The sequence below is a fragment of the Pseudomonas sp. 8(2025) genome (assembly GCF_052665325.1).
In genome coordinates this window covers 300,315-321,658 of sequence record NZ_JBQOIE010000002.1, presented here as the reverse complement: position 1 = coordinate 321,658, position 21,344 = coordinate 300,315, and the positions used below count along the sequence as shown (strand labels likewise).

General features: G+C 66.6%; 24 protein-coding genes. 1 reads left to right on the top strand and 23 read right to left on the bottom strand.

All coding sequences use genetic code 11. The annotated features are described in order from the left end of the window. Positions 1 to 4: 4 nt before the first annotated feature. The 21 genes from ACUXVH_RS05335 to ACUXVH_RS05235 form a co-directional block, all read right to left on the bottom strand. Positions 5 to 454, bottom strand: a complete 450-nt coding sequence (locus tag ACUXVH_RS05335) for a hypothetical protein (RefSeq protein WP_065364845.1) — start codon at positions 452 to 454, stop codon at positions 5 to 7. Positions 455 to 479: 25 nt separating this feature from the next. Further along, complete coding sequence (locus tag ACUXVH_RS05330) at positions 480 to 1,706, bottom strand: beta-ketoacyl-ACP synthase (protein ID WP_011058835.1); 1,227 nt, start codon at positions 1,704 to 1,706, stop codon at positions 480 to 482. Further along, positions 1,706 to 2,434, bottom strand: a complete 729-nt coding sequence (fabG, locus tag ACUXVH_RS05325; protein ID WP_065364846.1) for a 3-oxoacyl-ACP reductase FabG — start codon at positions 2,432 to 2,434, stop codon at positions 1,706 to 1,708. Before fabG ends, ACUXVH_RS05330 begins: the two co-directional genes overlap by 1 nt. Beyond that, positions 2,431 to 2,904 carry an ApeP family dehydratase gene (locus ACUXVH_RS05320; RefSeq protein ID WP_011058837.1) on the bottom strand — a complete coding sequence of 158 codons (474 nt, stop codon included), beginning with the start codon at positions 2,902 to 2,904 and terminating at the stop codon, positions 2,431 to 2,433. Before ACUXVH_RS05320 ends, fabG begins: the two co-directional genes overlap by 4 nt. Further along, positions 2,901 to 4,097 (bottom strand): beta-ketoacyl-[acyl-carrier-protein] synthase family protein, encoded by a 1,197-nt coding sequence (locus ACUXVH_RS05315; RefSeq protein WP_019095189.1) that lies wholly within the window; start codon positions 4,095 to 4,097, stop codon positions 2,901 to 2,903. The genes ACUXVH_RS05320 and ACUXVH_RS05315 overlap by 4 nt, the downstream gene beginning before the upstream one ends. Further along, positions 4,094 to 4,579, bottom strand: coding sequence for a DUF3261 domain-containing protein (locus ACUXVH_RS05310; RefSeq protein WP_065364847.1), 486 nt, complete (start codon positions 4,577 to 4,579; stop codon positions 4,094 to 4,096). The genes ACUXVH_RS05315 and ACUXVH_RS05310 overlap by 4 nt, the downstream gene beginning before the upstream one ends. Further along, the gene (locus ACUXVH_RS05305; RefSeq protein ID WP_019095190.1) at positions 4,576 to 5,337 is read right to left on the bottom strand and encodes a class I SAM-dependent methyltransferase; all 762 of its coding nucleotides are present in this window, start codon (positions 5,335 to 5,337) and stop codon (positions 4,576 to 4,578) included. The genes ACUXVH_RS05310 and ACUXVH_RS05305 overlap by 4 nt, the downstream gene beginning before the upstream one ends. After that, positions 5,334 to 6,581: an NAD(P)/FAD-dependent oxidoreductase gene (locus ACUXVH_RS05300; RefSeq protein ID WP_065364848.1), complete on the bottom strand. Its 1,248-nt coding sequence runs from the start codon at positions 6,579 to 6,581 to the stop codon at positions 5,334 to 5,336. Before ACUXVH_RS05300 ends, ACUXVH_RS05305 begins: the two co-directional genes overlap by 4 nt. After that, entirely contained in the window at positions 6,568 to 7,758 is a 1,191-nt protein-coding gene (locus ACUXVH_RS05295; RefSeq protein WP_011058842.1) for a hypothetical protein, read from the bottom strand. The genes ACUXVH_RS05300 and ACUXVH_RS05295 overlap by 14 nt, the downstream gene beginning before the upstream one ends. Then, positions 7,752 to 10,094 (bottom strand): MMPL family transporter, encoded by a 2,343-nt coding sequence (locus ACUXVH_RS05290; RefSeq protein ID WP_065364849.1) that lies wholly within the window; start codon positions 10,092 to 10,094, stop codon positions 7,752 to 7,754. Before ACUXVH_RS05290 ends, ACUXVH_RS05295 begins: the two co-directional genes overlap by 7 nt. Beyond that, positions 10,078 to 10,758, bottom strand: a complete 681-nt coding sequence (locus tag ACUXVH_RS05285; RefSeq protein WP_065364850.1) for an outer membrane lipoprotein carrier protein LolA — start codon at positions 10,756 to 10,758, stop codon at positions 10,078 to 10,080. The genes ACUXVH_RS05290 and ACUXVH_RS05285 overlap by 17 nt, the downstream gene beginning before the upstream one ends. Beyond that, the gene (locus tag ACUXVH_RS05280; protein ID WP_065364851.1) at positions 10,755 to 11,180 is read right to left on the bottom strand and encodes an acyl-CoA thioesterase; all 426 of its coding nucleotides are present in this window, start codon (positions 11,178 to 11,180) and stop codon (positions 10,755 to 10,757) included. Before ACUXVH_RS05280 ends, ACUXVH_RS05285 begins: the two co-directional genes overlap by 4 nt. Beyond that, on the bottom strand, positions 11,173 to 12,717 hold the full coding sequence (locus tag ACUXVH_RS05275) for an HAL/PAL/TAL family ammonia-lyase (RefSeq protein ID WP_065364852.1): 1,545 nt from the start codon (positions 12,715 to 12,717) through the stop codon (positions 11,173 to 11,175). Before ACUXVH_RS05275 ends, ACUXVH_RS05280 begins: the two co-directional genes overlap by 8 nt. Further along, complete coding sequence (locus ACUXVH_RS05270) at positions 12,698 to 13,654, bottom strand: LpxL/LpxP family acyltransferase (protein ID WP_015633885.1); 957 nt, start codon at positions 13,652 to 13,654, stop codon at positions 12,698 to 12,700. The genes ACUXVH_RS05275 and ACUXVH_RS05270 overlap by 20 nt, the downstream gene beginning before the upstream one ends. Beyond that, entirely contained in the window at positions 13,651 to 14,385 is a 735-nt protein-coding gene (locus tag ACUXVH_RS05265) for a glycosyltransferase family 2 protein (protein WP_065364853.1), read from the bottom strand. The genes ACUXVH_RS05270 and ACUXVH_RS05265 overlap by 4 nt, the downstream gene beginning before the upstream one ends. A 65-nt stretch (positions 14,386 to 14,450) precedes the next feature. Then, positions 14,451 to 16,124, bottom strand: a complete 1,674-nt coding sequence (locus tag ACUXVH_RS05260) for an ApeI family dehydratase (RefSeq protein ID WP_065364854.1) — start codon at positions 16,122 to 16,124, stop codon at positions 14,451 to 14,453. Continuing rightward, the gene (locus ACUXVH_RS05255; protein ID WP_011058849.1) at positions 16,121 to 16,666 is read right to left on the bottom strand and encodes a COG4648 family protein; all 546 of its coding nucleotides are present in this window, start codon (positions 16,664 to 16,666) and stop codon (positions 16,121 to 16,123) included. The genes ACUXVH_RS05260 and ACUXVH_RS05255 overlap by 4 nt, the downstream gene beginning before the upstream one ends. After that, positions 16,663 to 16,917: an acyl carrier protein gene (locus tag ACUXVH_RS05250; RefSeq protein WP_011058850.1), complete on the bottom strand. Its 255-nt coding sequence runs from the start codon at positions 16,915 to 16,917 to the stop codon at positions 16,663 to 16,665. The genes ACUXVH_RS05255 and ACUXVH_RS05250 overlap by 4 nt, the downstream gene beginning before the upstream one ends. A 9-nt stretch (positions 16,918 to 16,926) precedes the next feature. Further along, positions 16,927 to 17,199, bottom strand: a complete 273-nt coding sequence (locus tag ACUXVH_RS05245; protein ID WP_011058851.1) for a phosphopantetheine-binding protein — start codon at positions 17,197 to 17,199, stop codon at positions 16,927 to 16,929. After that, positions 17,168 to 17,989, bottom strand: coding sequence for a lysophospholipid acyltransferase family protein (locus tag ACUXVH_RS05240; RefSeq protein ID WP_011058852.1), 822 nt, complete (start codon positions 17,987 to 17,989; stop codon positions 17,168 to 17,170). The genes ACUXVH_RS05245 and ACUXVH_RS05240 overlap by 32 nt, the downstream gene beginning before the upstream one ends. After that, a complete protein-coding gene (locus tag ACUXVH_RS05235) occupies positions 17,965 to 18,684 on the bottom strand; it encodes a beta-ketoacyl synthase chain length factor (protein WP_011058853.1) in 720 nt (239 codons plus the stop codon). Before ACUXVH_RS05235 ends, ACUXVH_RS05240 begins: the two co-directional genes overlap by 25 nt. 345 nt (positions 18,685 to 19,029) lie before the next feature. On the opposite strand from ACUXVH_RS05235, the gene ACUXVH_RS05230 reads away from it, so the two are divergent. Beyond that, positions 19,030 to 19,800: a ParA family protein gene (locus ACUXVH_RS05230; RefSeq protein ID WP_011058854.1), complete on the top strand. Its 771-nt coding sequence runs from the start codon at positions 19,030 to 19,032 to the stop codon at positions 19,798 to 19,800. A gap of 51 nt (positions 19,801 to 19,851) precedes the next feature. Here ACUXVH_RS05230 and trxC read toward each other — a convergent pair whose 3' ends face one another. Together trxC and ACUXVH_RS05220 are read right to left on the bottom strand one after the other, a co-directional pair. Beyond that, the gene (gene trxC / locus ACUXVH_RS05225) at positions 19,852 to 20,286 is read right to left on the bottom strand and encodes a thioredoxin TrxC (RefSeq protein WP_015633888.1); all 435 of its coding nucleotides are present in this window, start codon (positions 20,284 to 20,286) and stop codon (positions 19,852 to 19,854) included. A 99-nt stretch (positions 20,287 to 20,385) separates the two neighbouring features. Then, the gene (locus ACUXVH_RS05220; RefSeq protein WP_255313378.1) at positions 20,386 to 21,336 is read right to left on the bottom strand and encodes a hypothetical protein; all 951 of its coding nucleotides are present in this window, start codon (positions 21,334 to 21,336) and stop codon (positions 20,386 to 20,388) included. Between the last annotated feature and the right edge of the window lie 8 nt (positions 21,337 to 21,344).

Genomic DNA, 21,344 nt, shown 5'->3' with positions numbered 1-21,344 from the left:
GGGCTCATTGTGCGGCCGGGAAGCTCTTGGCCGCGGCATCCGACAGCTGTTGCGCGGCCCGCTCGTTCTGGTCGTCCCGCAGTTCGCGCAGGATTCCCTTGTCCAGCAGGCGCACCCAGCGGATGTAGTTCTTGTGGATCTTGCCGTCCTTGTAGTCCATGTCGCGGCTGTCGCGGTAGACGATCTTGTAGTAGCTGGCGGAGTACTGGATATCGATCTCCGCGTGGAACTGTTGACGCACGGTGATCTCGGCCTGGATCAGCTCCGGGCTGACGCGCTGCACGGTCCACTTGCGGGCTACGAGGTTCTTCAGGATCGCCTGCTTGACCTGCTCCTGGTCGGCCTGGATGGTGGCCGGGAGCACCCGGTTGGGGGTGTACATGCGCTTGCTGGTACAAGCGGTGACGCTCAGCAGGGCAAGGACGATGAGGGTGGCGCGAAACAGGGAAGACATTCCATTTCTCCAGTGAGGTGGGGCATCAGGACCAGCGGCGGAAGATCAACGAGGTGTTGACGCCGCCAAAGGCAAAGTTGTTGTTCATCACGTATTCGTGGCTCATGGCGCGAAAGCCTCCCTGCAGGTAGTCCAGCTCGCCGCAGCGGGGGTCGACCTGATCCAGGTTGCAGGTGTGCACATAGAGGTCGCGGTTGAGCATCTCGATGCTGAACCAGGATTCCAGCGCGCCGCAGGCGCCCAGGGTGTGGCCGAGGAAACTCTTCTGCGAACTGATGGGCATGCGGCTGCCGAACAGGCTGCTGGTGGCCAGGGTCTCGGCGATGTCGCCCTGCTCGGTGGCGGTGCCATGGCCGTTGACGTAGCCGATGGCCTCCGGGGCCAGGGCCCCATCCTCCAGCGCCAGCTCCATGGCCCGGCGCATGGTGCTCTGTTCGGGGCGGGTGGTGTGCTGGCCGTCGGCGTTGCTGCCGAAGCCGACGATTTCCGCGTGGATGCGCGCGCCACGGGCCAGGGCGTGCTCCAGCTCCTCGAGCACCAGCATGCCGCCACCTTCGCCGATCACCAGGCCGTCACGGCCGCTGTCGTAGGGGCGCGGGCTGGTGTGCGGCGCATCGTTCTTCAGGCTGGTGGCATACAGCGCGTCGAACACCATGGCTTCGGTGGGGCACAGTTCCTCGGCGCCGCCGGCGAGCATCAGCGGCAGGCGGCCGAATTTGATCGCCTCATAGGCGTAGCCGATGCCCTGGCTACCGCTGGTGCAGGCGCTGGAGGTAGGGATCAGGCGCCCGGTCAGGCCGAAGAAGATGCTGATATTGGCGGCGGTGGTGTGGGGCATCATGCGCACGTAGGAGTTGGCGTTGAGCCCCTCGGCCACCGAGTTGAGCAGCATGTTGCCGAAGGCCTTGATCTCGTCGGTGCTGCCGGTGGAAGAACCACAGGCCACGCCCATGCGCCCGTCCTTGATCGACGGGTCGCCCAGCAGCCCGGCGTCGGCCAGGGCCTGCTCGGCGGCGCCCACGGCCAGGCGCGAAACCCGGCCCATGCTGCGCAGCTGCTTGCGGGTCCAGTGCCCGGGCACCTGGAAGTCATCGATGGGGCCGGCCAGGCGGGTGTTGAGTTCGCTGAACCTGTCCCACTCGTCCATGCGCCGGATGCCGCTGCGGTTGGCGGCAAAGCGCTCGGCGATGCTGGCCCAGTCGCTGCCCAGGGAGGTGATGCCGGCCATGCCGGTGACGACCACACGTTTCATCAGCACAGGCCCCCGTTCACCGACAGCACCTGGCGAGTGATGTAGGACGCTTCGGCGGACATCAGGAAATTCACCGCGCCGGCCACCTCTTCCGGGGTGCCCATGCGCTGCGCGGGAATCATTTTCAGCAGTTCTTCCACCGGCACGTTTTCATCCAGCATGGCGGTGTCGATCAGCCCCGGGGCCACGCAGTTGACGGTGATCTTGCGCTTGCCCAGCTCGATGGCCAGGGCCTTGGCGGCGCCGATCACGCCGGCCTTGGAGGCGCTGTAGTTGACCTGGCCACGGTTGCCGATCAGCCCCGAGACCGAGGTGATGCAGACGATGCGCCCGGCTGCGCGGCGGCGGATCATGGGCATCATCACCGGGTGCAGGACATTGTAGAAACCGTCGAGGTTGGTGCGCAGCACCTGGTCCCAGTCCTTTTCGCTGAGGGCCGGGAAGGCGCCGTCGCGGGTCAGGCCGGCGTTGAGCACCACGCCGTAATAGGCGCCATGGGCTTCGACATCGGCCTCCAGGGCAGCCCGGCAGGCCTCCCGGTCCGATACATCGAATTGCAGGACGCGGGCGCTGCGGCCCAGGGCCTGGACTTCCCCCCTGACGGCTTCGGCTTCGGTGCGGCCGCTGCGGCAGTGCAGCACCAGGTCATACCCGGCCCGGGCCAGACGCAGGGCGATGGCACGGCCGATGCCACGGCTGGAGCCGGTGACCAGTACGGAGTCAGTCATGACGGTGTTCCTGTAGAAGAGGCAGGTGTTTCATGCAGGTAGTCGGCGGCCTGTGGCGGACGGAACACGTTCAGGCGCGCGCTGGCGGTGATGCCGGGGCCACTGAGGTGGCACTCGAACACGCCCATGCCGTTGTCGTCTTCCAGAGAGCGCAGGGCATGGATTTCCAGGGTGCTGCCGAGGGGGAAGTGCTCGACATTGCATTCGAATTTGCGGGTGCCCAGAAGAAAGCCCAGCTCCACCGGCAAGCCTTGCTGGCGGGCGCGGCAACCGGCGTAGGCGGCCACGCTCTGGGCCATCAGCTCGACGCCGACCCAGGCCGGCAGGCTGCCGTCGGGGCGGTTGAACAGGCCACCGGGGCGAACTTCGAGGCGGGTGCGGATCTGTTCTTCATCAAAGGCCAGGACCTGATCGATGAGGATCATGTCCCCGGCGTGGGGCAGCAACTCGGCGAGCGGCCAGTCAATCATGGGGCGTCTCCGATAATCAGGCTGACGTTGTTGCCGCCGAAGGCGAAGGAATTGCTCATCAGGCGGCGCGGTGCGTGGGGGGCCAGGCGATCGTCCGGGGTGACCCAGCGCAGTGGCGGCAAAGACGGGTCGGCCTGGGCATCCCAGACATGGGGCGGCAGCGCCAGGCCGGGGTTGTCGGTACTCAGGGCCAGCCAGCAGAACGCCGCCTCCAGGGCCCCGGCGGCCCCCAGGGTATGGCCGCTCATGGGTTTGGTCGAAGAGCAGGGCACGCCTTCGGGGAACAGCTGGGCCACGGCCAGGCTTTCCATCGCGTCGTTGTGCTGGGTGGCGGTGCCGTGCAGGTTCAGGTAGCCGATCTGCTGTGGCTGCAGGCCGGCGCTGCGCAAGGCCTGGCTCATGGCCTGCAGGGCGCCGCGGCCATCGGGGGCCGGGGCGGAAATATGATAGGCGTCGGAGCTGGCGCCACCGCCCAGCAGGGCAACAGGGGCGTCGCCGGCAGGCTCCCGGCTCATGAGGAACAGCACCGCCGCTTCACCGATGTTGATCCCGTCGCGGTTGCGGGAAAACGGGTTGCAGCGTTGCCCGGAGACCGCCTCCAGGGCTGTGAAACCATTGAGGGTCAGCTTGCACAGGCTGTCGACCCCGCCGCACAGCACGGCGTCGCACAGGCCCAGATCGAGCAGGCGCCGGGCACTGATCAGGGCCCGGGCGCTGGAGGTACAGGCGGTGGAAATCACATAGGCCGGGCCGCAGAGTTGCAGCCATTGGGCGAGGAAGTTCGCCGGGGCGCTGAGCTCCTGCTGACGGTAGTCGTAGCCCGCCGGGAATTGCCGGTCCTGCAGGTAACGGGCGATGCCCCGGCTGGCTTCGTCGATGCCCGACGTGCTGGTGCCCAGGACGATGCCGATGCGGCCATGGCCGTAGCGCTGGATGGCCTGCTGGATGTCGCCTTCGATCTGCCGGGTGGCCTCCAGCAGCAGCTGGTTGTTGCGGCTGTTCTGGGCTTCGAGGCCCGCCGGCATGCCCGCCAGCGGGCTGCGCACTGCCGCCACCGGCAAGGTGCGCTCGGGCACCCAGTGGCTTTCGTCGCGCATGCCTGAGCAGTCGCCGGCAAACAGGCTGCGGGCGACTTCCTGGCGATTGCGGCCCAGGGCGCAGATCACCCCGAGGGCATTGAGGTAGGCCGTCATGGCGTGGCCTCGGTGCTCAGTGCAGTGATGTGGTAGTGCGGGCCTTGAGGCAGGTTCAACTCGAAATCCAGAGGTTGTTGATAGTCAATCCGCCAGCGTGGGCCGAGGGTACGTTGGGCGCCTTGCTGGTGGGCGCCCGGGTAATTGGCGACCAGTTCCGCCTCGGGTGTGAGGGCGAACAGCAGGGCCGCGAACAGCTCCCGGGCCTCCGGGTTGGGTGGCAGCAGGCCGTCGGCCTGCCAGTGTCCGCCCACCAGACGCTGACGGGCCAGGGGAATGCCCAGCGGGTCCATCAGCGACCAGCGCAGGTCCGGGCCTTCGGCCTGGATCACCAGCAGCCAGTCCTGGCGCTGGTCCTGAAGCTGGCGCTGTACGTGGAGCTGCAACGGCAGCACCAGCGAGGGCGTGCGCTCGGGCAGCGGAGCCTGACTGACGCAAGCGCTCAGCAACAGGACACAACCGAGCAGCAGGGCACGGATCATTCGGACGGACCTTCCTCGGCAACAGGGGGAGCGAGCGGCTTGCGGGCCACCACATTGACCAGGGTTTCCTCGCGCTGGCCCACCGGCGGCGGCTGGCGCAGGCCGAAGCGCTCCAGCAGGCCGAAGTCCTTGGCGCGACTCCACCACAGGTAGGGATAAGACACGTTCTGCGGGCCGAATTCAAAGCCCTGCTGACGAATCATCTGCAGGTACTGGGCGGCGCTTTTCTGCACATGCATCGGATGGCGGAACAGCCAGCGGATCACCCAGGTGTCGATATAGGCCTCGGTGGATTCGGCAAACAGCAGGTAACCCCCGGGCTTGAGCACCCGGTAGAACTCGGCCAGGGCTTTTTCCTGTTCCACCAGGTGGTGGAAGGTCTGGTGGCAGAACAGCAGGTCGACGCTGGCGTCGGCCAGTTCCAGGGTCGCGCAGTCGCTGCCGATCAACTCCACCTGCATCTGCTGGCGCCGGGCTTCCTCGGCGCTGAGCTTGAGGCTGTGGGGGTCGGCGTCCAGGCCGATCAGGCGCTGCGGGGCGAACACCTGGCGCAGGTACTGGAACGACTTGCCCTGGCCGCAACCGGCGTCCAGCAACACCGGATGCCGGGGCAGCTCGCCATCGAACAGCGAGCGCAGGTCATTGATCGCCACCCGCAGCACATGGTGCTGCCAGGTGTGGCTGCGCAGGAACCAGAAGCCGAAGCGGGTTTCCTCGACGTAGCTGTCACTCAGGTACTGGCTGGTTTGCTCACTCATGCGCGGTCCCTCGCACAGACTTCCGAGAGGGCCTTGAGCCGGCGCTTGGGCTCGCTGACGAAAGGGTTGCGTTCATCCCAGGCATAACCGGCGAGGATCGAGCTGATCATGCGGCGGATTTCCGGGGAGCTGCCCGGATGGTAGATCACGTCCTGGAAAGTACCGGCGTACCAGCCCTCGACGTAGCAGCGGAAGGTGTCCACGCCGCGTTTCAGCGGTTCGGCGAACTCCGTCGCCCAGTCGACGCCCTGGCCCTGCAACTGCCGGTGCAACACGGCGGCGGCCATGCTCGCGGAACGCATGGCGATGGTCACCCCGGAAGAGAACACCGGGTCGAGGAATTCCGCGGCGTTGCCCAGCAGGGCGAAGCCCGGGCCATGCAGGGTGCTGACGTTGGCCGAGTAGCCGCCGATGGTCCGCGCCGGGGTGTCCCACTCGGCGTATTGCAGCACCTTGGCCAGGCTCGGGGTTTCGCTGATGAAGCCCCGCAGGCAGGCGTCCAGGTCGCCATCGCGCCCGGCGAAATGCGCTTGGGCGGCCACCACCCCTACCGAGCAGCGGCCGTTGCTGAAGGGGATGCTCCAGAACCAGATGTCGCGGTGCTCGGGGTGGGTGGTGATGAGGATCTTGTTGCGGTCGAAGTGCTCGCAGTCGATGCGGTCTTCGACATGAGTGAACACCGCTCGGCGTACCGGAAAGTTCGACGGCGCTTCCAGTTCCAGCAGGCGCGGCAGGACCCGGCCGTAACCGCTGGCGTCGAGGATGAAGTCGGCTTCGATGCGGTACTGGCTGCCGTCTTCACGGCGGCAGTCGAGTTGCGGCAAGGGCCGCTCCACCTCCACCGCGACAATCTCTTCGCCGTAGCGGATCTCCACCCCTTGCAGGGCGGCCTGGTCGGCCAGCAGCTTGTCGAAGTCGGCGCGCTGCACCTGGAAGGTGGTGGGCTTGCCATTGCTGAAGGTGTCGCCGAAATCGAAGGTGCTGTAGTGCTCGCCCCAGGCGAAGGCCGCGCCGTTCTTGAGCTGGAAGCCGGCGGCTTGCACCGCCTCCAGCATCCCGGCTTCCTCGACGAAATCCAGGCAGTGGGACAGCAGGCTTTCACCGATGGAGAAACGCGGGAAATGTTGCCGCTCGACGATCAGCACGTCGTGGCCCTGGCGCTTGAGCAGCGCGGCCGCGATGGCCCCCGAGGGGCCGGCACCGATCACCACGACTTGGCGACGTTCCATTTCAACTGTTGGCACTGGGGCTCCTTGCCGGTTTGGCGATGTTCAGGTTCAAGGGGGCAGCGTGGGGCGCCGCCTGGGGAGTTCGGTGCATTCCGGCCAGGGCCGGCAGCAGGGTGGCGATCAGGCCCATGAGCATCAGCGCGAAGTACAGCGCCGGGCTGATCAACTGTTGTTGCAGCAGCAGGTTGAGAAAGACGATCTCGCTCAAGCCGCGAATGTTCAGCAGCAGGCTTTCCCGCCAGCGGCTGGCGCCGGTAAAGGAAGCGCCGGCCCAGCCCAGGCCCAGCCAGTTGCCCAGCAGCTTGCTGGCAATCGGCAACAGCAGCAGGGCCGCCAGTTGCACCCAGCCGAGGCTGCCCATGGCGCTGTGCACATCGATCTGCACGATGCCGAAGGTCAGGATCAGCGGGATGGCGATGTAGGTCTGCAAGCGGTTCATCCAGGCAGCCTGTAACGGCAGCACCAGCGCCAGCTTGAGGGCGGCCATGCACAGCAGGTAGCCGATGCCGAAGATCAGCGCATTGAGCCGGTAGTGCTCGGCCACCACCAGCAGGCCGAAAAAGCCCAGGCTGTAGAGCAGCGGCTGGCGCAGGCCCAGGCCGCGCAGCACCAGGGGCAGGCAGGCACCGGCCAGGGGCAGCAGCAGGCTGCTCAGGTGCAGGCTGCCCTGGGCCAGGGCGAACAGGCTCCAGCAGGTCAGGTCGATGAGGATCGCGGTCTGCACCAGGCGCCGGGTGGCGGCGGGCGGGTACTGGATGTGCCGCAGGTACAGGTAGAGCACCGGGATCGCGGTGATGGCGAACAGCAGGCCGACCGCCAGGGAGCTGATCCAGGGTTGCGCCGGCAGCAGCCAGAAGGCGGTGGCCAGGCCGCAGGCGAAGGGAATGCCGAAGCTCGGCACGGCGATCTTCAGGCTCTGGCGGTCCAGGCGCAGGTCGATCACGTCACTGAGGATATGCCCCAGCAGCAAGGCAAAGCTCAGGCTGTACAGATGCTTGAGCCACTGCGGCGAAACCAGCTGCGCACCACTTAGCTGCCAGTGCGGTTCGATCCACAGCAGCATCAGCAGCGGCAGGCCGAAGGTCGCCAGCAGCAGCTGGCTGACAATCGGGATCAGGCCCAGGCGCCGGCCGATGTGGGTGGCCAGGGCAAACAGCGCCAGGGCCAGTAGCCAGAACATCAGGGTCAGCATGCTGCACGCTCTGCGTCGGGCGCCGGGTGCGGCCTGTGGCCGGCCCAGGGCGCGAGGATGAAGCTGAAGGCCAGCCCCAGGCTGACCGCCAGGCCGAAGTTGCTCACCGCCGGGGTGCTGGAAATGGCCAGCAGGCCGAACGACAGCCAGGTGGTCAGGGCCGCCAGCAGCGTGCCCAGCAGGCTCACCGCGGCGCCGCCGATCTGCTCGCGCATGAGGATCGCGTAGTCGACGCTGATGGCCGTCACCAGCAGCAGGCCGAACAGGCTGAACAGGGTCAGGGGCTGGCCCAGCCAGCCGAGGCTGGCCAGGCTGCACAGGGCTGCCAGCAGGGGCAGGGCTACCAGGCGCAAGGCGCCGCCGAGGCCGAAGGGCAGGATCAACAGCAGCACGATCAGCACGCAGGAGGCCAGCTTGAGTTCGGCGGCGCTGACCTGGGTGGCGGCGAATACCCGGTTCAGCTCACCCAGGCGGTCCACCAGTTGCACCCCTGGCAGATCATCGGCCTGGATTCGCAGCAGGGCGGCGTCGTTCAGCCCCTGCAGGCTGACCATGGCGGCCACGCCGTTGGTGTTGGCTCCCAGCCACAGCGGGCGATAGGGCTCGGCCAGCGGCCCGGAAAGCGCGGCGTCGAGGTCTTCCACCGGCAATTGCTGCAGCTGTTCCAGCTCCGCTTGCAGGGCGGCCAGGGGCACCCCCAGGTCCAGCAGCGGCTGCCAGAAACGCGGCAGCTGCTTGAGGGCTTCGCGCACCTGCTGTTGTTCGGTCGGTTGGCTGAGCAACTGGTTCAGCGACAGGTAGCCCTTGAGCTTGCCCAGGTTCACCAGCTGTTGCAGGCGCAGGTCCAGGGCCTCCAGGCGCTCCAGCAGTTGCTGCTGATCGGTGGCGCGCACCAGGAAGAACTGGCTGGTGGGCTGATAGCCGGTGATCCGCGCAATGGCCTGGGCTTCCTGCAGCAACTGCGGCGGTGCACCGACCCATTGGCGGATGTCGTTCTTGCTCTCGAGCTGCCACAGGCCGGCGGCGCAGAACAGCGCCAGCAATACCAGCAGCACCGGGCTGGGCACCCGCTTGAGCAAGGCCGCGCGGGCCTGCAGCAGGGCTTGGGCCACTTGTAGCGGCCAATGCGCCGGGCGTAGTTGCACCCCCTTGAGCAGTGCCGGCAGCAGGCACACCGCCGCCAGGTAGGCGCCCACCAGGCCGGCGGCGGAGAATACGGCGATCTGGGTCAGGGCCGGGAACGGGGTCCAGGCCAGGGCCAGGTAGCCGATGCAACTGGTGGCCAGGCTCAGGCTCAGCCCCGGCAGGGTCAGGCGCAGGGCCGGCCAGCTGCGCCAGGGTTTCAGGCTCCAGCTCTTGGACAGGTAGTGCAGGGGGTAGTCGACGGCCACGCCGATCAGGCTCGACCCCAGCACCAGGGTCATTACGTGCATGCGGCCGAACAGCGCCACGCAGGCCACGGCGCCGAACAGCATGCCCACCAGCACCGGGACGAAGGCCAGCAGGGCACGCCAGCGGCGGAAGGCCAGCAGCAACAGCAAAAGGATGCCCAGGGTGGCGCCGCCGCCGACCCAGGTGATTTCCCGGGTGGCCTGTTGCTGGCCGTTGGCGGCGTACAGCAAACCGCTGGCGGCCAACAGTTGTACCTGTTGCTGGCTGGCCTGCTCACGGCTGTGGCGCAGCAGGTCAGCCACTTGCAGAGGCAGTTGCATGTCGAAGGCGTTGCCGCCGGTGCGGGCCCGCAGCAATACCCAGTGCTGGCCGTCGGCCTCGGCCACCAGGGCGCCGCTGCCGATGTCCAGTTGCACCGCGCCGTGTTGCGGCTGGCTGTTCTGGATACGTCCGGTCAGGCCCAGCCAGTCATCCTGGCTGGGCACCAGGGTAAAGCCGCCGAACGGGTCGAACAGGCTCTGCACCCGTTGCTGGATAAACGCCTGGGGCTGCTGGGCCAGTTGCTCGCGATCCTTGGCCCCGAGCATCGCCAGGCGGCCCTGCAACAGTTGCTGGCGCAGCGCCGGCAGGTCGGCCTGGAGGTTCCACTGGACCTTCTCGAACAACCCGCTGGCCTGCCATTGCTCGGCCAGTTGCCGGGCCATGGCCACTGCCTGCTGACGTTCGGCATGCCCCACCAGCACCAGGATTTCCCGGTTCAGCGGTTCCTGCATGCGTTGCTCGGCCTGTTGCTCCAGGGCATCCGGGGCGGTGCCGGGTACCAGTTCCATGAGGTTGGCCGACAGCGGCGCGCCATGGCGCCATTGCCAGGCACCGAGGGCCAGGACCAGGGTCAGCAGAATCAGGAAAAACCGCGGCAGCCAGCGTTCACTCGGCAAAGTCATGTTGCTCCGTTTCACTGAGCGGCTGGGCGCTGCTGCTGTCCTGCATGATCAGCAGGGTGCGGTCGCCCTGGGCTTCCAGCAGTTCGATGCGCTGCACCAGCTCGCCGCCGTCGATGTTGATCTGGTTGAAGATCTGTTTCAGCAGCAGGGAACGGGGGATCAGTTGCAACTGCCAGTTCTGCGCGCTGCCTTGCAGCTTGAGTTCGAAGTCCCGCTGCAGGCCGCTGCTGTCGCCTTGCAGCACAGCGAGGAACAGGCGGTTCTGCTCGGCCCCGGCGCTCTTGCCGGGAAGCATCTGCCAGCCGCCGCCATCGCGCCGGGCGATGCCCTGGGCAGTGATGCGGTAGTCCTGTTGCAACGGGGTCTGCAGCAGCCACAGCAGGCCATGGTTTTTCGCCAGCACGAAGTGACCCTTGCTGGTCAATGGCTGGGGCAGGGCCCGCAGGTGTTTTTCCTGGATGAAACGACCGTGGATCACTTCCGGCCGCGACAGTTGATCGCTCAACTGTTGCAGGTCGAAGGCCTGGGCCAGCCCCGGCACACACCAGAGCACCAAGAGCGTGGGCGCGAGCTTGCTCGCGAACCGCCGCACCACGGTACGCAGCCTCATGCAGCTGGCAGGCAGACCGACCCTCTTGGCGAGCAAGCTCGTTCCTACCTTCATGGCAAGGCCCTCGCGACGGCATCGGTGAAGACCTTGGGCGAGGCCAGTTGCATTTCCCGGCTGGCGATCTCCACGGCCACCTGCACCGAGCTGGCGCGGGTCATGCGCTCGCCCGTGGCCTGGTCGGTGATCAGGTAGTTGATCTTCAGCCGGCTTTCCCACTCCACCAGGCTGGCGCGCACGTTCAGGCTCTGGCCGAACACCGCGCCGCGCACGTAGCGCAGTTGCAGGTCGATCACCGGCCAGGCGTAGCCGGATTCGAGCATCTGCTGGTAGTTGTGGCCGAGCTTATCCAGCAGGGCGCAGCGGGCGACCTCCAGGTATTTGACGTAATGCCCGTGCCAGACGACGTGCATGGTGTCGACGTCGAAGAAGGGCACCTGGATCTGGGTGTCGGCGTGGATCACTCCCTTGCTACGCATGCAGCCTCCAGTGTTGTTCGGCGATGCGTTGCAGGCACAGGCGCAGTTCGTGCTCCAGGGCGCGGTCTTCGATCACCGGTGCGAAGTCCTCGGCCAGTTGCCGGTGCATGGCATCCAGGGCTGGTGGCAAAGGCCGGGCATCGGCTTCCTGGCCGCGCAGCCAGACCCCCTGGTTGGCCGCCAGCAAGGTGGCGGCGGCCACTTGTTCGGTGAGCTCCAGCACGCGGATCGCGTCCCGGGCGGCGATGGTGCCCATGCTCACCTTGTCCTGGTTGTGGCACTCGGTGGAGCGCGAGAACACGCTGGCCGGCATGGTGTTTTTCAGGGCCTCGGCGGTCCAGGCGCTGGCGCCGATCTGCACCGCCTTGAAGCCGTGGTTGAGCATGGCGCGCTCGGCGCTGGCGCCGGAAAGGTTGCTCGGCAGGCCGTGGTTGTAGCGCACGTCCACCAGCAGGGCCAACTGCCGGTCCAGCAGGTCGGCGACGTTGGCCACCAGGTTCTTCAGGCTGTCCATGGCGAAGGCGATGTGCCCGCCATAGAAGTGCCCGCCGTGCAGCACGCGCTCGGCCTCGGCGTCGATGATGGGGTTGTCGTTGGCGCTGTTGAGCTCGGTCTCGATGAAACCGCGCAGCCAGTTCAGGCTGTCGGCCAGCACCCCCAACACATGGGGGGCGCAGCGCAGCGAGTAGCGGTCCTGCAGGCGATGCAGGGGCGCGGTCGGCGCGTCGATCGCCAGGTCCTGGCGCAGCCAGGCGGCCACTTGCATCTGCCCCGGGTGCGGCTTGGCGGCGAATAGGCGTTCGTCGAAGTGTTCCGGATTGCCCTGCAGGGCCACCACGTTGAGGGCGGTGATGCGGGTTGCCAGGCGCAGCAGGTAGTCGGCCCGGGCAAAGGCCAGGCAGGCCAGCCCGGTCATTACCGCGGTGCCGTTCATCAGCGCCAGGGCTTCCTTGGGCCGCAGCACCAGGGGTTCCCAGCCCAGCTCGCGGTGCACGTCGGCGGACTCACGCCGTTCGCCGCGGAACATCACCTCGCGTTCCCCGGACAGGGTGGCCGCCACGTAGGACAGCGGCGTCAGGTCGCCGCTGGCGCCCACCGAGCCCTCTTCCGGGATCAGCGGCAGGATGTCCTGGTCGAGGAAGGCCTGCAGGCGCTCCAGCAGTTCCACGCGCACCCCGGACACCCCGTGGCACAGCGACTGCAAGCGCGCCGCCAGCACCGCGCGGGTAGCCTGGGCGTCCAGCAGCTTGCCCAGGCCGCAACCGTGGAAGGTGTACAGATGGCGCGGCAGCGCCTCGACGTGCTGCAGCGGCACCGCCACCACGCAAGAGTCGCCGTAGCCGGTGGTCACGCCGTAGATCACCCCTTCCTTGTCCAGCAGGGAATCGAGGAACTGCGCGCCCTTGGCGATCCGCTGGCGCCAGGCGGCGTCGCCTTGCAGGCGCGTCGGCACCTGGCGGTTGGCCAGGGCCAGCACGTCTTCGATGCGCAGGGGGTGTTCGCCGAAGGTTACCGGCTCATGGGTCGAGGTCGTCATCGGTCTTCCAGAATGGGTAAAAGTTGAACCATTGTTGCGGGGCTTGCAGGCAGTACTGGCCCAGGCGCTCGGCGTAGCGGGCGGTCCACTGGGCGATCACCTGCTGGCGGTCATTGCGTTTCCACTGCACGGCGTCGGCGAAGGGCTCGAGGATCACCTGGTAGCGGCCTTGCTGTTTCAGGCACAGCAGCAGGTTGACCGGGCACTTGAGCAGCCCGGCCAGCAGCCAGGGGCCCTGGGGGAAGGCGGCCGGGTGGCCGAGGAAATCCACCCGCACGTTGCGCCCGCCGTGCAGCGGCACGCGGTCCCCGGCAATCGCCAGCCATTCGCCGCGATCCAGGCGCTGGCTCAGTTGCAGCATGATCGCCGGGTCCAGCTCGCTGACCTGGATCAGCCGCAGGTTACTGGCCCCGGCTTCGCCCAGCAGGCGGTTGAAGCGTTCGGCGTGCTTGGTGTGCACCAGCACGTTCATGGTCACCTGCTCCCCCAGCTCGGCCAGGGCCCGGCACACTTCCAGGTTGCCCAGGTGCGCGCCGACCAGCATCTGCCCGCGTTCGCCGCGCAACTGGTGGCGCAGTTGCGCCGGGTCGACGATCTCGATCTGTTCGATGCGCAGTTTGCCGTTCCACACGTCGAGCTTGTCCAGCAGGGCATCGGCAAAGGCCATGAACTGGCCGAACACCCGCCAGTGGCTGGGGCGCAACTCGTCGCGCCCGCTCCATTGGGCCAGGTGCTGCTGGTACTGCCAGATGCTGCGCCGGGCCCGGCGGCCGAACAGGAAGAAGTAGAACACGATGGCGTACAGCACCGGGCTCAGCAGCCGGCGCCCCAGCACCCGCACGCCCAGGGCGGTGAGCTTCATCAGCCAGAAGCTGCCGCGCTCCTGATGGCCGGCCCAGTGTTCGTTGCCGGGCTCCTTGGGTTGCTCCTGGCTCATGGGCGCCACCGGCGCCAGAGGATCAGCGGCAGGCGCGCCAACATGCCGAAGAACAGCTTGGCGTGCATCTTCGAGATCAGCGCGTTGTCATGGAACAGGCGAAAGTGCGAGAGGCCGTCCTGGGGATAGTGGACCCGGGTCGGCAGCCAGCGCATGGGCTGGTTGCGCCAGGCCAGGCGCACCAGGATCTCCGGATCGAAGTCCATGCGCCGGCCCAGTTGCACCGAGTCCAGCAGGGCCAGGGTCGGTGGCAAGGGGTAGACCCGGAAGCCGCACATGGAATCGGGAATCTGCAGTGACAGGCTGTTGATCCAGACCCACACGTGGGTCAGGTAGCGGGCATACAGGCGCCCCTTGGGCACGCTGGCGTCGTACTGTGGATAACCGCAGACCAGCGCCTCGGGGTGGGCCTGGGAGTGCTGGATGAAGTTATCCACATCCGTGAGGTCGTGCTGGCCATCGGCATCGACTTGCAGGGCATGGCTGAAGCCCAGCTGCGCGGCTTCGCGCAGGCCGGCCATGACCGCGCCGCCCTTGCCCTGGTTGATCGCCAGGCGGATCAGGAACACCTGGTCTCGGCCGGCCAGTTGCTCCAGCACCGCCGCGCATTGGGGGCTGCTGGCGTCGTCCACCAGGACACAGGGCAGGCCGCGGGCCAGGAGCGCCTCGACCACCGCCGGCACGGCGGTTTCATGGTTGTAGACCGGTATCACCGCGCAAGGCTTATGCATGGCAGCGGGCCCCTTCAGCGTAAGCGCTGGCTTGCCAGCGAATCCCGGGCGCGAGGCCGTACAACTTATCCACAGCTGGCCTCCAGGACGATCCGCCCGCTGGAGCAGGGAGCCCCGTCATTGAGGTAGGCGAAATACAGTTTCTGGCGCTGGGCATCGAAACGCAGGTTCAGCTGGATGCGGTCGCCGGGGCGTACCAGTTGCTGGAACTTCAGCACTTCCATGCCGGCGAAGCGGCCCGGCAGCTCCAGCAGTTGCTGGCCCAGGGCCAGGGCCCAGTCCACCTGCACCACCCCCGGCAGCACCGGGGTCTGGGGGAAGTGCCCGCTGAAGTACGCCAGGTCCGGCGGAATGGCCAGTTGCAGCTGCCACTCCTCCTCGTGCTGCCGTTGCTCCAGCACTTCCGGGGCTTGCGGGCGTGGAGCCAGCAGCAGGGCCTGGACCTGCGCCTGGGGCAGCTTGCCCTGGCTGTTCAGCGGCAGTTGCCGCACCAGGCGCCAGCGCCGGGGCAGGGCCAGGGCTTCGCAATGCCCGGCCAGGTGCTGGCGCAGGGCCTGGGTCAGGTGGCGCCGGCCCTGGTTGCGCAGGGCATGCAGGCCGGGCTCGCTGAGCACCAGCAGGGCGCCGAGGTAGGCGCGGTTGTCTTCGATCACCCCGAGTCGCGCTTCCGCCACCCATTCGTGGCTGGCCAGGGCCTGCTCAAGCATGGGCAGGGAAATGCGTTTTTCTTCCAGCTTGACTATGCGATCCAGGCGCCCCAGCAGTTCGAAGCGCCCGTCGGCGGCGATCCGCGCGGCGTCGGCCGTGTGTTCCACATGCCCGGCCGGCAGGTAGGGCGAGGCGATCAACAGCGCGCCGTCGGCATCCTGGCTCAGCCGTACATCGGCGAAGGGCTGCCACAGGCCTGGCCCCTGGCGCCAGGCGATGCCGCCGGTTTCCGAGCTGCCGAGGATTTCCGTCGGCCATTGCTGCAGGCGCTGGTGCAGGCCGCTGGCCGCTTCGGCGGGCAAGGCGCCGCCGGAGGAAAATACCCGCCGTACCTGGCTCAGGGCCGGCCAGTCGAGGTTGTCGCCCATGCGCTTGAGCAGGGCCGGGCTCGCCACCCAGGCAAACGCCGGGCACTCGCGGCTGGCCCGTTGCAGGTCTTCGGGAAATGGCAGCTGGCGGCGTACAAAAGGCCGCCCGGCGCACAGTGGCCAGAGCACGCGGAACAGCAGGCCGTAGATGTGCTGGGTGGCGACGCTGCCGATGATCCAGGCCTGGCCCAGGTCGGCGCCCCACAGGTGCTCCAGGGCGACGACCTCGTTGGCCAGTTGCCGCAGGTTCTTCTCGATGCGCTTGGGTTCGCCGCTGGAGCCGGAGGTGCACAGGCTCAACTGGCAGGTGTCCAGGTCCAGCTCGGCCGGGGCCAGGGGGCTGGCCTGCAACTGGTGCAGGGGCGTGTCCTGGTCGGTCAGCCACAGGTCGACTTCGCTCGACCAGCGCTGGCGGGTCTGGGCTTGCAGGTCAGCGGGCAACAGCACGCTGGCCCCGGCACGCCAGGCGCCGAGCAGGGCCACCGCCAGTTCCACGGCGTCTTCCAGGTGCACCGCCAGGCGCCGTACGCCACGGGCTTGCAGGGCAGCGGCCAGGCTCAGGGCCTGTTCCTGCACGGCCCCCAGGTCGATGGCCGGCGCGGCGCTGACCGCTCGCGGCGTATGTAGCTTGAGCAACAGCTGCTCAAGGGGAATCCAGTTCATCTACGGCCTCTTACCCGTTGTCGTAACAGCCATTCAATGGCAAACAGCAGGCCCATCAGCCCATAGGCGATCAGGCCGTTGTACAACGTCCACCAGCTCAGCGGCGCCCACAGGGTCAGGGCCGCGGCGAGCATTCCGTTACAGAGGAAAAACACGCTCCAGGCGACGGTCACCTGGCGCGTATAACGTATGGCCTTTTCCGGCAATTGCGGCTCGCTGATGCGGGCCAGGCGCTCTGCCACCGGGGGGCCGTATTTCAGGCTCAGGCCGAACAGGCCGAGCATGAAGGCGCTGATCAGCACCGGGTACCAGCGCAGCAGCGCCGGGTTGTCGAACCAGGCCAGCAGCAGGCAGAACGCGATCGCCGCAATGGCCATCCACAGGCTGCCGGGGCGGCGTTCGCCGGTCAGCGCCCGGGCCAGCCACAGGCCGCCCAGCAGCAGGCCGAACTGCCACGGAGCGAAATGCTCCATGCCGAAGTACACCGCGAAGGGGTAGAGCAGGCCGGCCAGCAACAAGCCCAGGCCGATCAGCCGGCTCATGCGGCCGGCTGGACCAGACGGTAGACCGCCTCGACCACGTCGTTGACGGTGCGCACCGACTTGAATTCCTCGGCGGCGATTTTCTTGCCGGTCTGGCGCTTGATGTGGTCGATCAGGTCGACCGCATCGATGCTGTCGATTTCCAGGTCTTCGTACAGGTTGGACTCGAGGCTGACGCGCTCGGGCTCCAGTTCGAAGAGCTCGACCAGGGCATCGCGCAGGGTGTTGAAGATATCGTCACGGGTTTGCATGGTCGGTTCTCAAGCTGCCTGTTTTGCAGTGACGAACGCCGCAAGGCTCGCCACGTTGCTGAAGTGGTTGCGGGTGTCCTTGGCGTCGGCGTCGATCTTGATGCCGTACTTCTTCTGGATCGCCAGGCCCAGCTCCAGGGCATCCACCGAGTCCAGGCCGAGGCCTTCGCCGAACAGCGTCTGGTCGTTGCCGATGTCCTGGGCACTGATGTCTTCGAGGCCCAGGGCGTCGATGATCAGCAGTTTGATTTCAAGCATCAGGTCCGGGTGTGTATCGCTCATCTCTGGCGAGCTCCTTAATGAAAAAATGGTGCAAGTGCTCATTGAGCTTGCGCGAAGCCTGGGGCGCCGGGCCCTGGGCTGCAAAGGTCTGTGGGTCTATATCGGCACCGACGTGAAAACTGAAGTGCACACGGCGTTGCGGGATGCGGTACCAGGGTTCGGCCTTGGTCAGGGTGCTGGGGCTGACCCGGATCACCACCGGGGTGATGATCTTCGCACCGCGCAGGGCAATGGCCGCCGCTCCCCGATGAAAGGCCGGAGCGGCACCCGGCTGGGTGCGGGTGCCCTCGGGAAAGACGATCAGGGTCTGGCCTGCTTGCAGCGCCCCGCAGGCACTGTCGAGCATGTCCATGCTGCCGTCGTTGCTGATGTACTGGGTGGCGCGCACCGGGCCGCGGGTGAAGGGGTTGTTCCACAGGCTCTGCTTCACCACGCAGTTGGCGTCGCGGACCAGGCCGATGAGGAACACCACGTCGATCAGCGAGGGGTGGTTGGCGATGATCATCTGCCCCGGTCGCCCGAGCCGCTCGGCGCCCTGGACCTCATAGGTGAGCACGCCGCTCCTGGCCATGAAGCGGATAAACAGCCAGAACAGCCGGCTGACGGTCTTGCGCGCCCGCTGGCGCTGGCGCTGGGCGTCGCCGGGCAGGCAGGCGAGCAGGGGGAAAATCACCAGGCGCAGGCACAAACCACCTATTCCGAACAGTGCAAAGCTCAGCGCCGTGGCCGTCAGGCGCCAGTAGTAGGCATTGCGGCCCTTGGCGCTCAGTGGTTGCGTTGCCAGGTCCATACACGATTCATCCAGGCATGTTGGCAAAAGGTCTGCGCGCCCAGCAGGGTACGCAGCAGATTCAGGGCGTGGGGCCATTGGGCCCTGGGCGTTTGACCGTCATGGCTGCCCAGGGACAACTGCCAGTCGTCGCCGGGGGTCAGCAGCAGGCCCAGGGCATAGGGGAACGGCACGTCGTCGATCCAGCTGGCATAGGCCTCGGGCGGTTGTTCCTCGGTGATCACCAGCAGTACATGGGGGGCGCCGTCGGCCAGCAGCGTGGCCGCCTCCAGCAGGCCATGCTCAAGGCCATCGCCGGCAGCGGCCAGGGCCGTCATTTCGCTGGTTTCGCCGCGCATGATCGACCACAGGCCGATCACTGCGTTGTGTACCGAGAGGCTGAACTGGGTGGGCGACAACGGCTGCTCGGCGGCCAGGTCGCTGAGAATCTCGAAGGTGCGCGGGGTTTCGCCATGCCGGGAGATGAACACCAGCGGCAGTTGTTCCAGGCCCTCGGCCAGGGGCCAGCCGACGCTGAACGCCATGCGCGCCAGGCGGCTGAGACGGCGTCGCTGCATGGCGGGGAGAAAGGACACATCGGGGGCGGCATCGCTGTTTTCAGGCAGGGCCGGTTGACGGCTCCAGGCCTGCCAGGCGTCCACGCTTTCGAGCCCAGGGGCCCACGCACGCCATTGAGCGATGTTGAACTTGATCACTTGATTTCATCCCGCCCCTGCGGGCTTCCTTGACGCGGCATATCGCTTCGATCGGCGATTGGCCTGAGTGACGCGAAGGCGTCAGTGGCGCGCATTATCCCGGTGCGACTGGCTTGTAGCAAATGCTCCTTGGCCTGTTGGTCGCAAAAGAGAAAAATCCGACGCGATGCGAGGTGTCTTTTTGCCACTATCTGAAGTCTTTCAGTCCCAGGTCGGCCTCGGGGCCGACATTGCCCGGTGTTTGTGCCAGGGTTGCGGGCAAGGAAAATCTGTGTGACAGCAAGGTAGCTAAGGGGCCGCGTGGCCTACTACACTCGGTGATCTTTGATACAGGGAGGTCTAGACATGCGGCGTGTGGTGTTCAATCAGAAAGGTGGCGTGGGCAAATCCAGTATTGCCTGCAATCTGGCGGCGGTCAGCGCCAGCGAGGGCTATCGCACCTTGCTGGTGGACCTGGATGCCCAGGCCAACTCGACCCAGTACCTCACCGGCCTGACCGGCGAGGACATTCCCATGGGCATTGCCGATTTTTTCAAGCAAACCCTGTCGTCCGGACCGTTCGCCAAGAAAAACCAGGTGGATATCTACGAGACCCCCTTCGACAACCTGCACGTGATCACGGCCACCGCCGAGCTGGCGGACCTGCAGCCCAAGCTTGAGGCCAAGCACAAGATCAACAAGCTGCGCAAATTGCTGGACGAACTGGCCGAGGATTACGACCGGATCTACCTCGATACCCCGCCGGCCCTGAATTTCTACGCGGTATCGGCGCTGATCGCCGCTGATCGTGTGCTGATCCCCTTCGACTGCGACAGTTTTTCCCGTCAGGCCCTGTACGGCCTGCTGGCGGAGATCGAAGAGCTGAAGGAAGACCACAACGAGGGGCTGGAGGTCGAGGGCATCGTGGTCAATCAGTTCCAGGCCCGGGCCAGCCTGCCGCAGCAGATGCTCGACGAACTGATCAGCGAGGGCCTGCCAGTGCTGCCGGTGTACCTGGGCAGCTCGGTGCGCATGCGTGAATCCCACCAGGCCAGCATGCCGCTGATCCACCTGGACCCACGACACAAGCTGACCCAGCAATTCGTCGACCTGCACAACCTGCTGGAAAACGCCTGACCCTCAAGAGGCCATGAGCACAGGGTTTGGCCTGCGGCTCTTGGCGCTGCGTCAAATCCCCTGGCTGCGCAGCCAGCTCAACAATTGCGGCAGTGGCAAGGCGCCGCTTTGCCGGGCTACTTCCCGACCGTTCTTGAACAGAATCAGGCTGGGGATCGAGCGAATCCCCAATTGCCCCGCCAGCTGCGGGTTGGCTTCACTGTCCAGCTTGGCCAGGCGGCACTTGCCGCTGAGCTGCGCGGCGGCTTGCTGGAAGACCGGCGCAAAGGATTTGCACGGCCCGCACCAGTCTGCCCACACATCCACCAGCAACGGCAGGTCGCCCTTGATCTGGCTGGCGTAGTCGCCCTGTTTCAAGTCAAAGGGTTTGCTCAGCAAGACCTCGGCCTTGCAGCGCCCGCACTTGGGGTGGTCCCCCAGGCGCTCGGCGGGAATGCGGTTGAGGCCGTTGCAGTGCGGGCAGGGGATCAGCAGTGGGTCGGACATGGTCGGGCTCCGCAAACAGGGTAGAGCGCCTTAGATGGCGGCGCCCGGGGGCAATATCAAGTCGCAGCGGTCGGCCTGGAGCCGTTGCGGCTCCAGGGCTCATGCGCTGGGCGGGGCCAGTTCGACGCTGACCAGGCGGTCCATGGAGCGGCCGATGTAGAAGGTAAAGGGCCGCCCCAGCGCCATGGCCATGCCCTCGCACCTGCCCATGAAGCCGATGTGTTGCAACGGGGAAATCTCCCCGTCTTCGTGGTACTGCAGGCCCAGGGAGCCGACGCTGAAACCGACGCGGTCGGCCCGGCGGTCCGCTCGCGTGCCCCAGGAGGTCTTGATCGCGGACAGCTGGATGCGGTTGTCGAACAGCATCTGGTTGAGCGTGGGGTTGGCGAAAGTGATGTTGCCGAACAAGTATTGCGCCGGTTCGCGCTTGCCGTCTTTCCACTCCAGATACACGTTGTAATCCCCTGTGCCGCTACCGGCCTTGCTGCCCATCTGGCTGAACGGCATGCCCGGCGCCTGGAGGGAGGCCTGGTATTGGCAGAACGCCTCGTTGGGCGTGCCGGTGGCCGCGAGCTTGCCGCTGATCAACTCCTCCATCGAGTAATGAAACAGCACGTCGGCGTATTTCACCGGCTCCAGCGCCAGGGAGAAACGTCGCGGCAAGGCCATGGCCCTTTTGCGGTACTCGGGGGTGGTGTATCTCCCGGTTTGCGGGGCGATCTCCAGAACGGCTTCGAAGGTGCCGGCTGCGCGTGCCTCGACAATCTCGCTGAACAGCGCTTGCAGGCGCTGGCGCTGGGGTTCGGGCACGCTGCTGTCCAGGCTGATATGCAGGGTCTTGTCGTCCTTGCGGTCCATTTCCAGGCCGATGGCGTCGGGTTCGATGCCGATCCCGGCGGCCATCTGAGTGATGGCCTCTGCGAAGTACGGCACTATCCGGGCCTGCTGGGGGTTGCCCACTTCTTCCTGGAAATGCAGGGTGAGGTAGGTCTGCTTGCAGCCGGTCAGCAGCATCAGCAACAGGGCGGCAGTGGAGAGACGTCGGTTCAATGGAAATC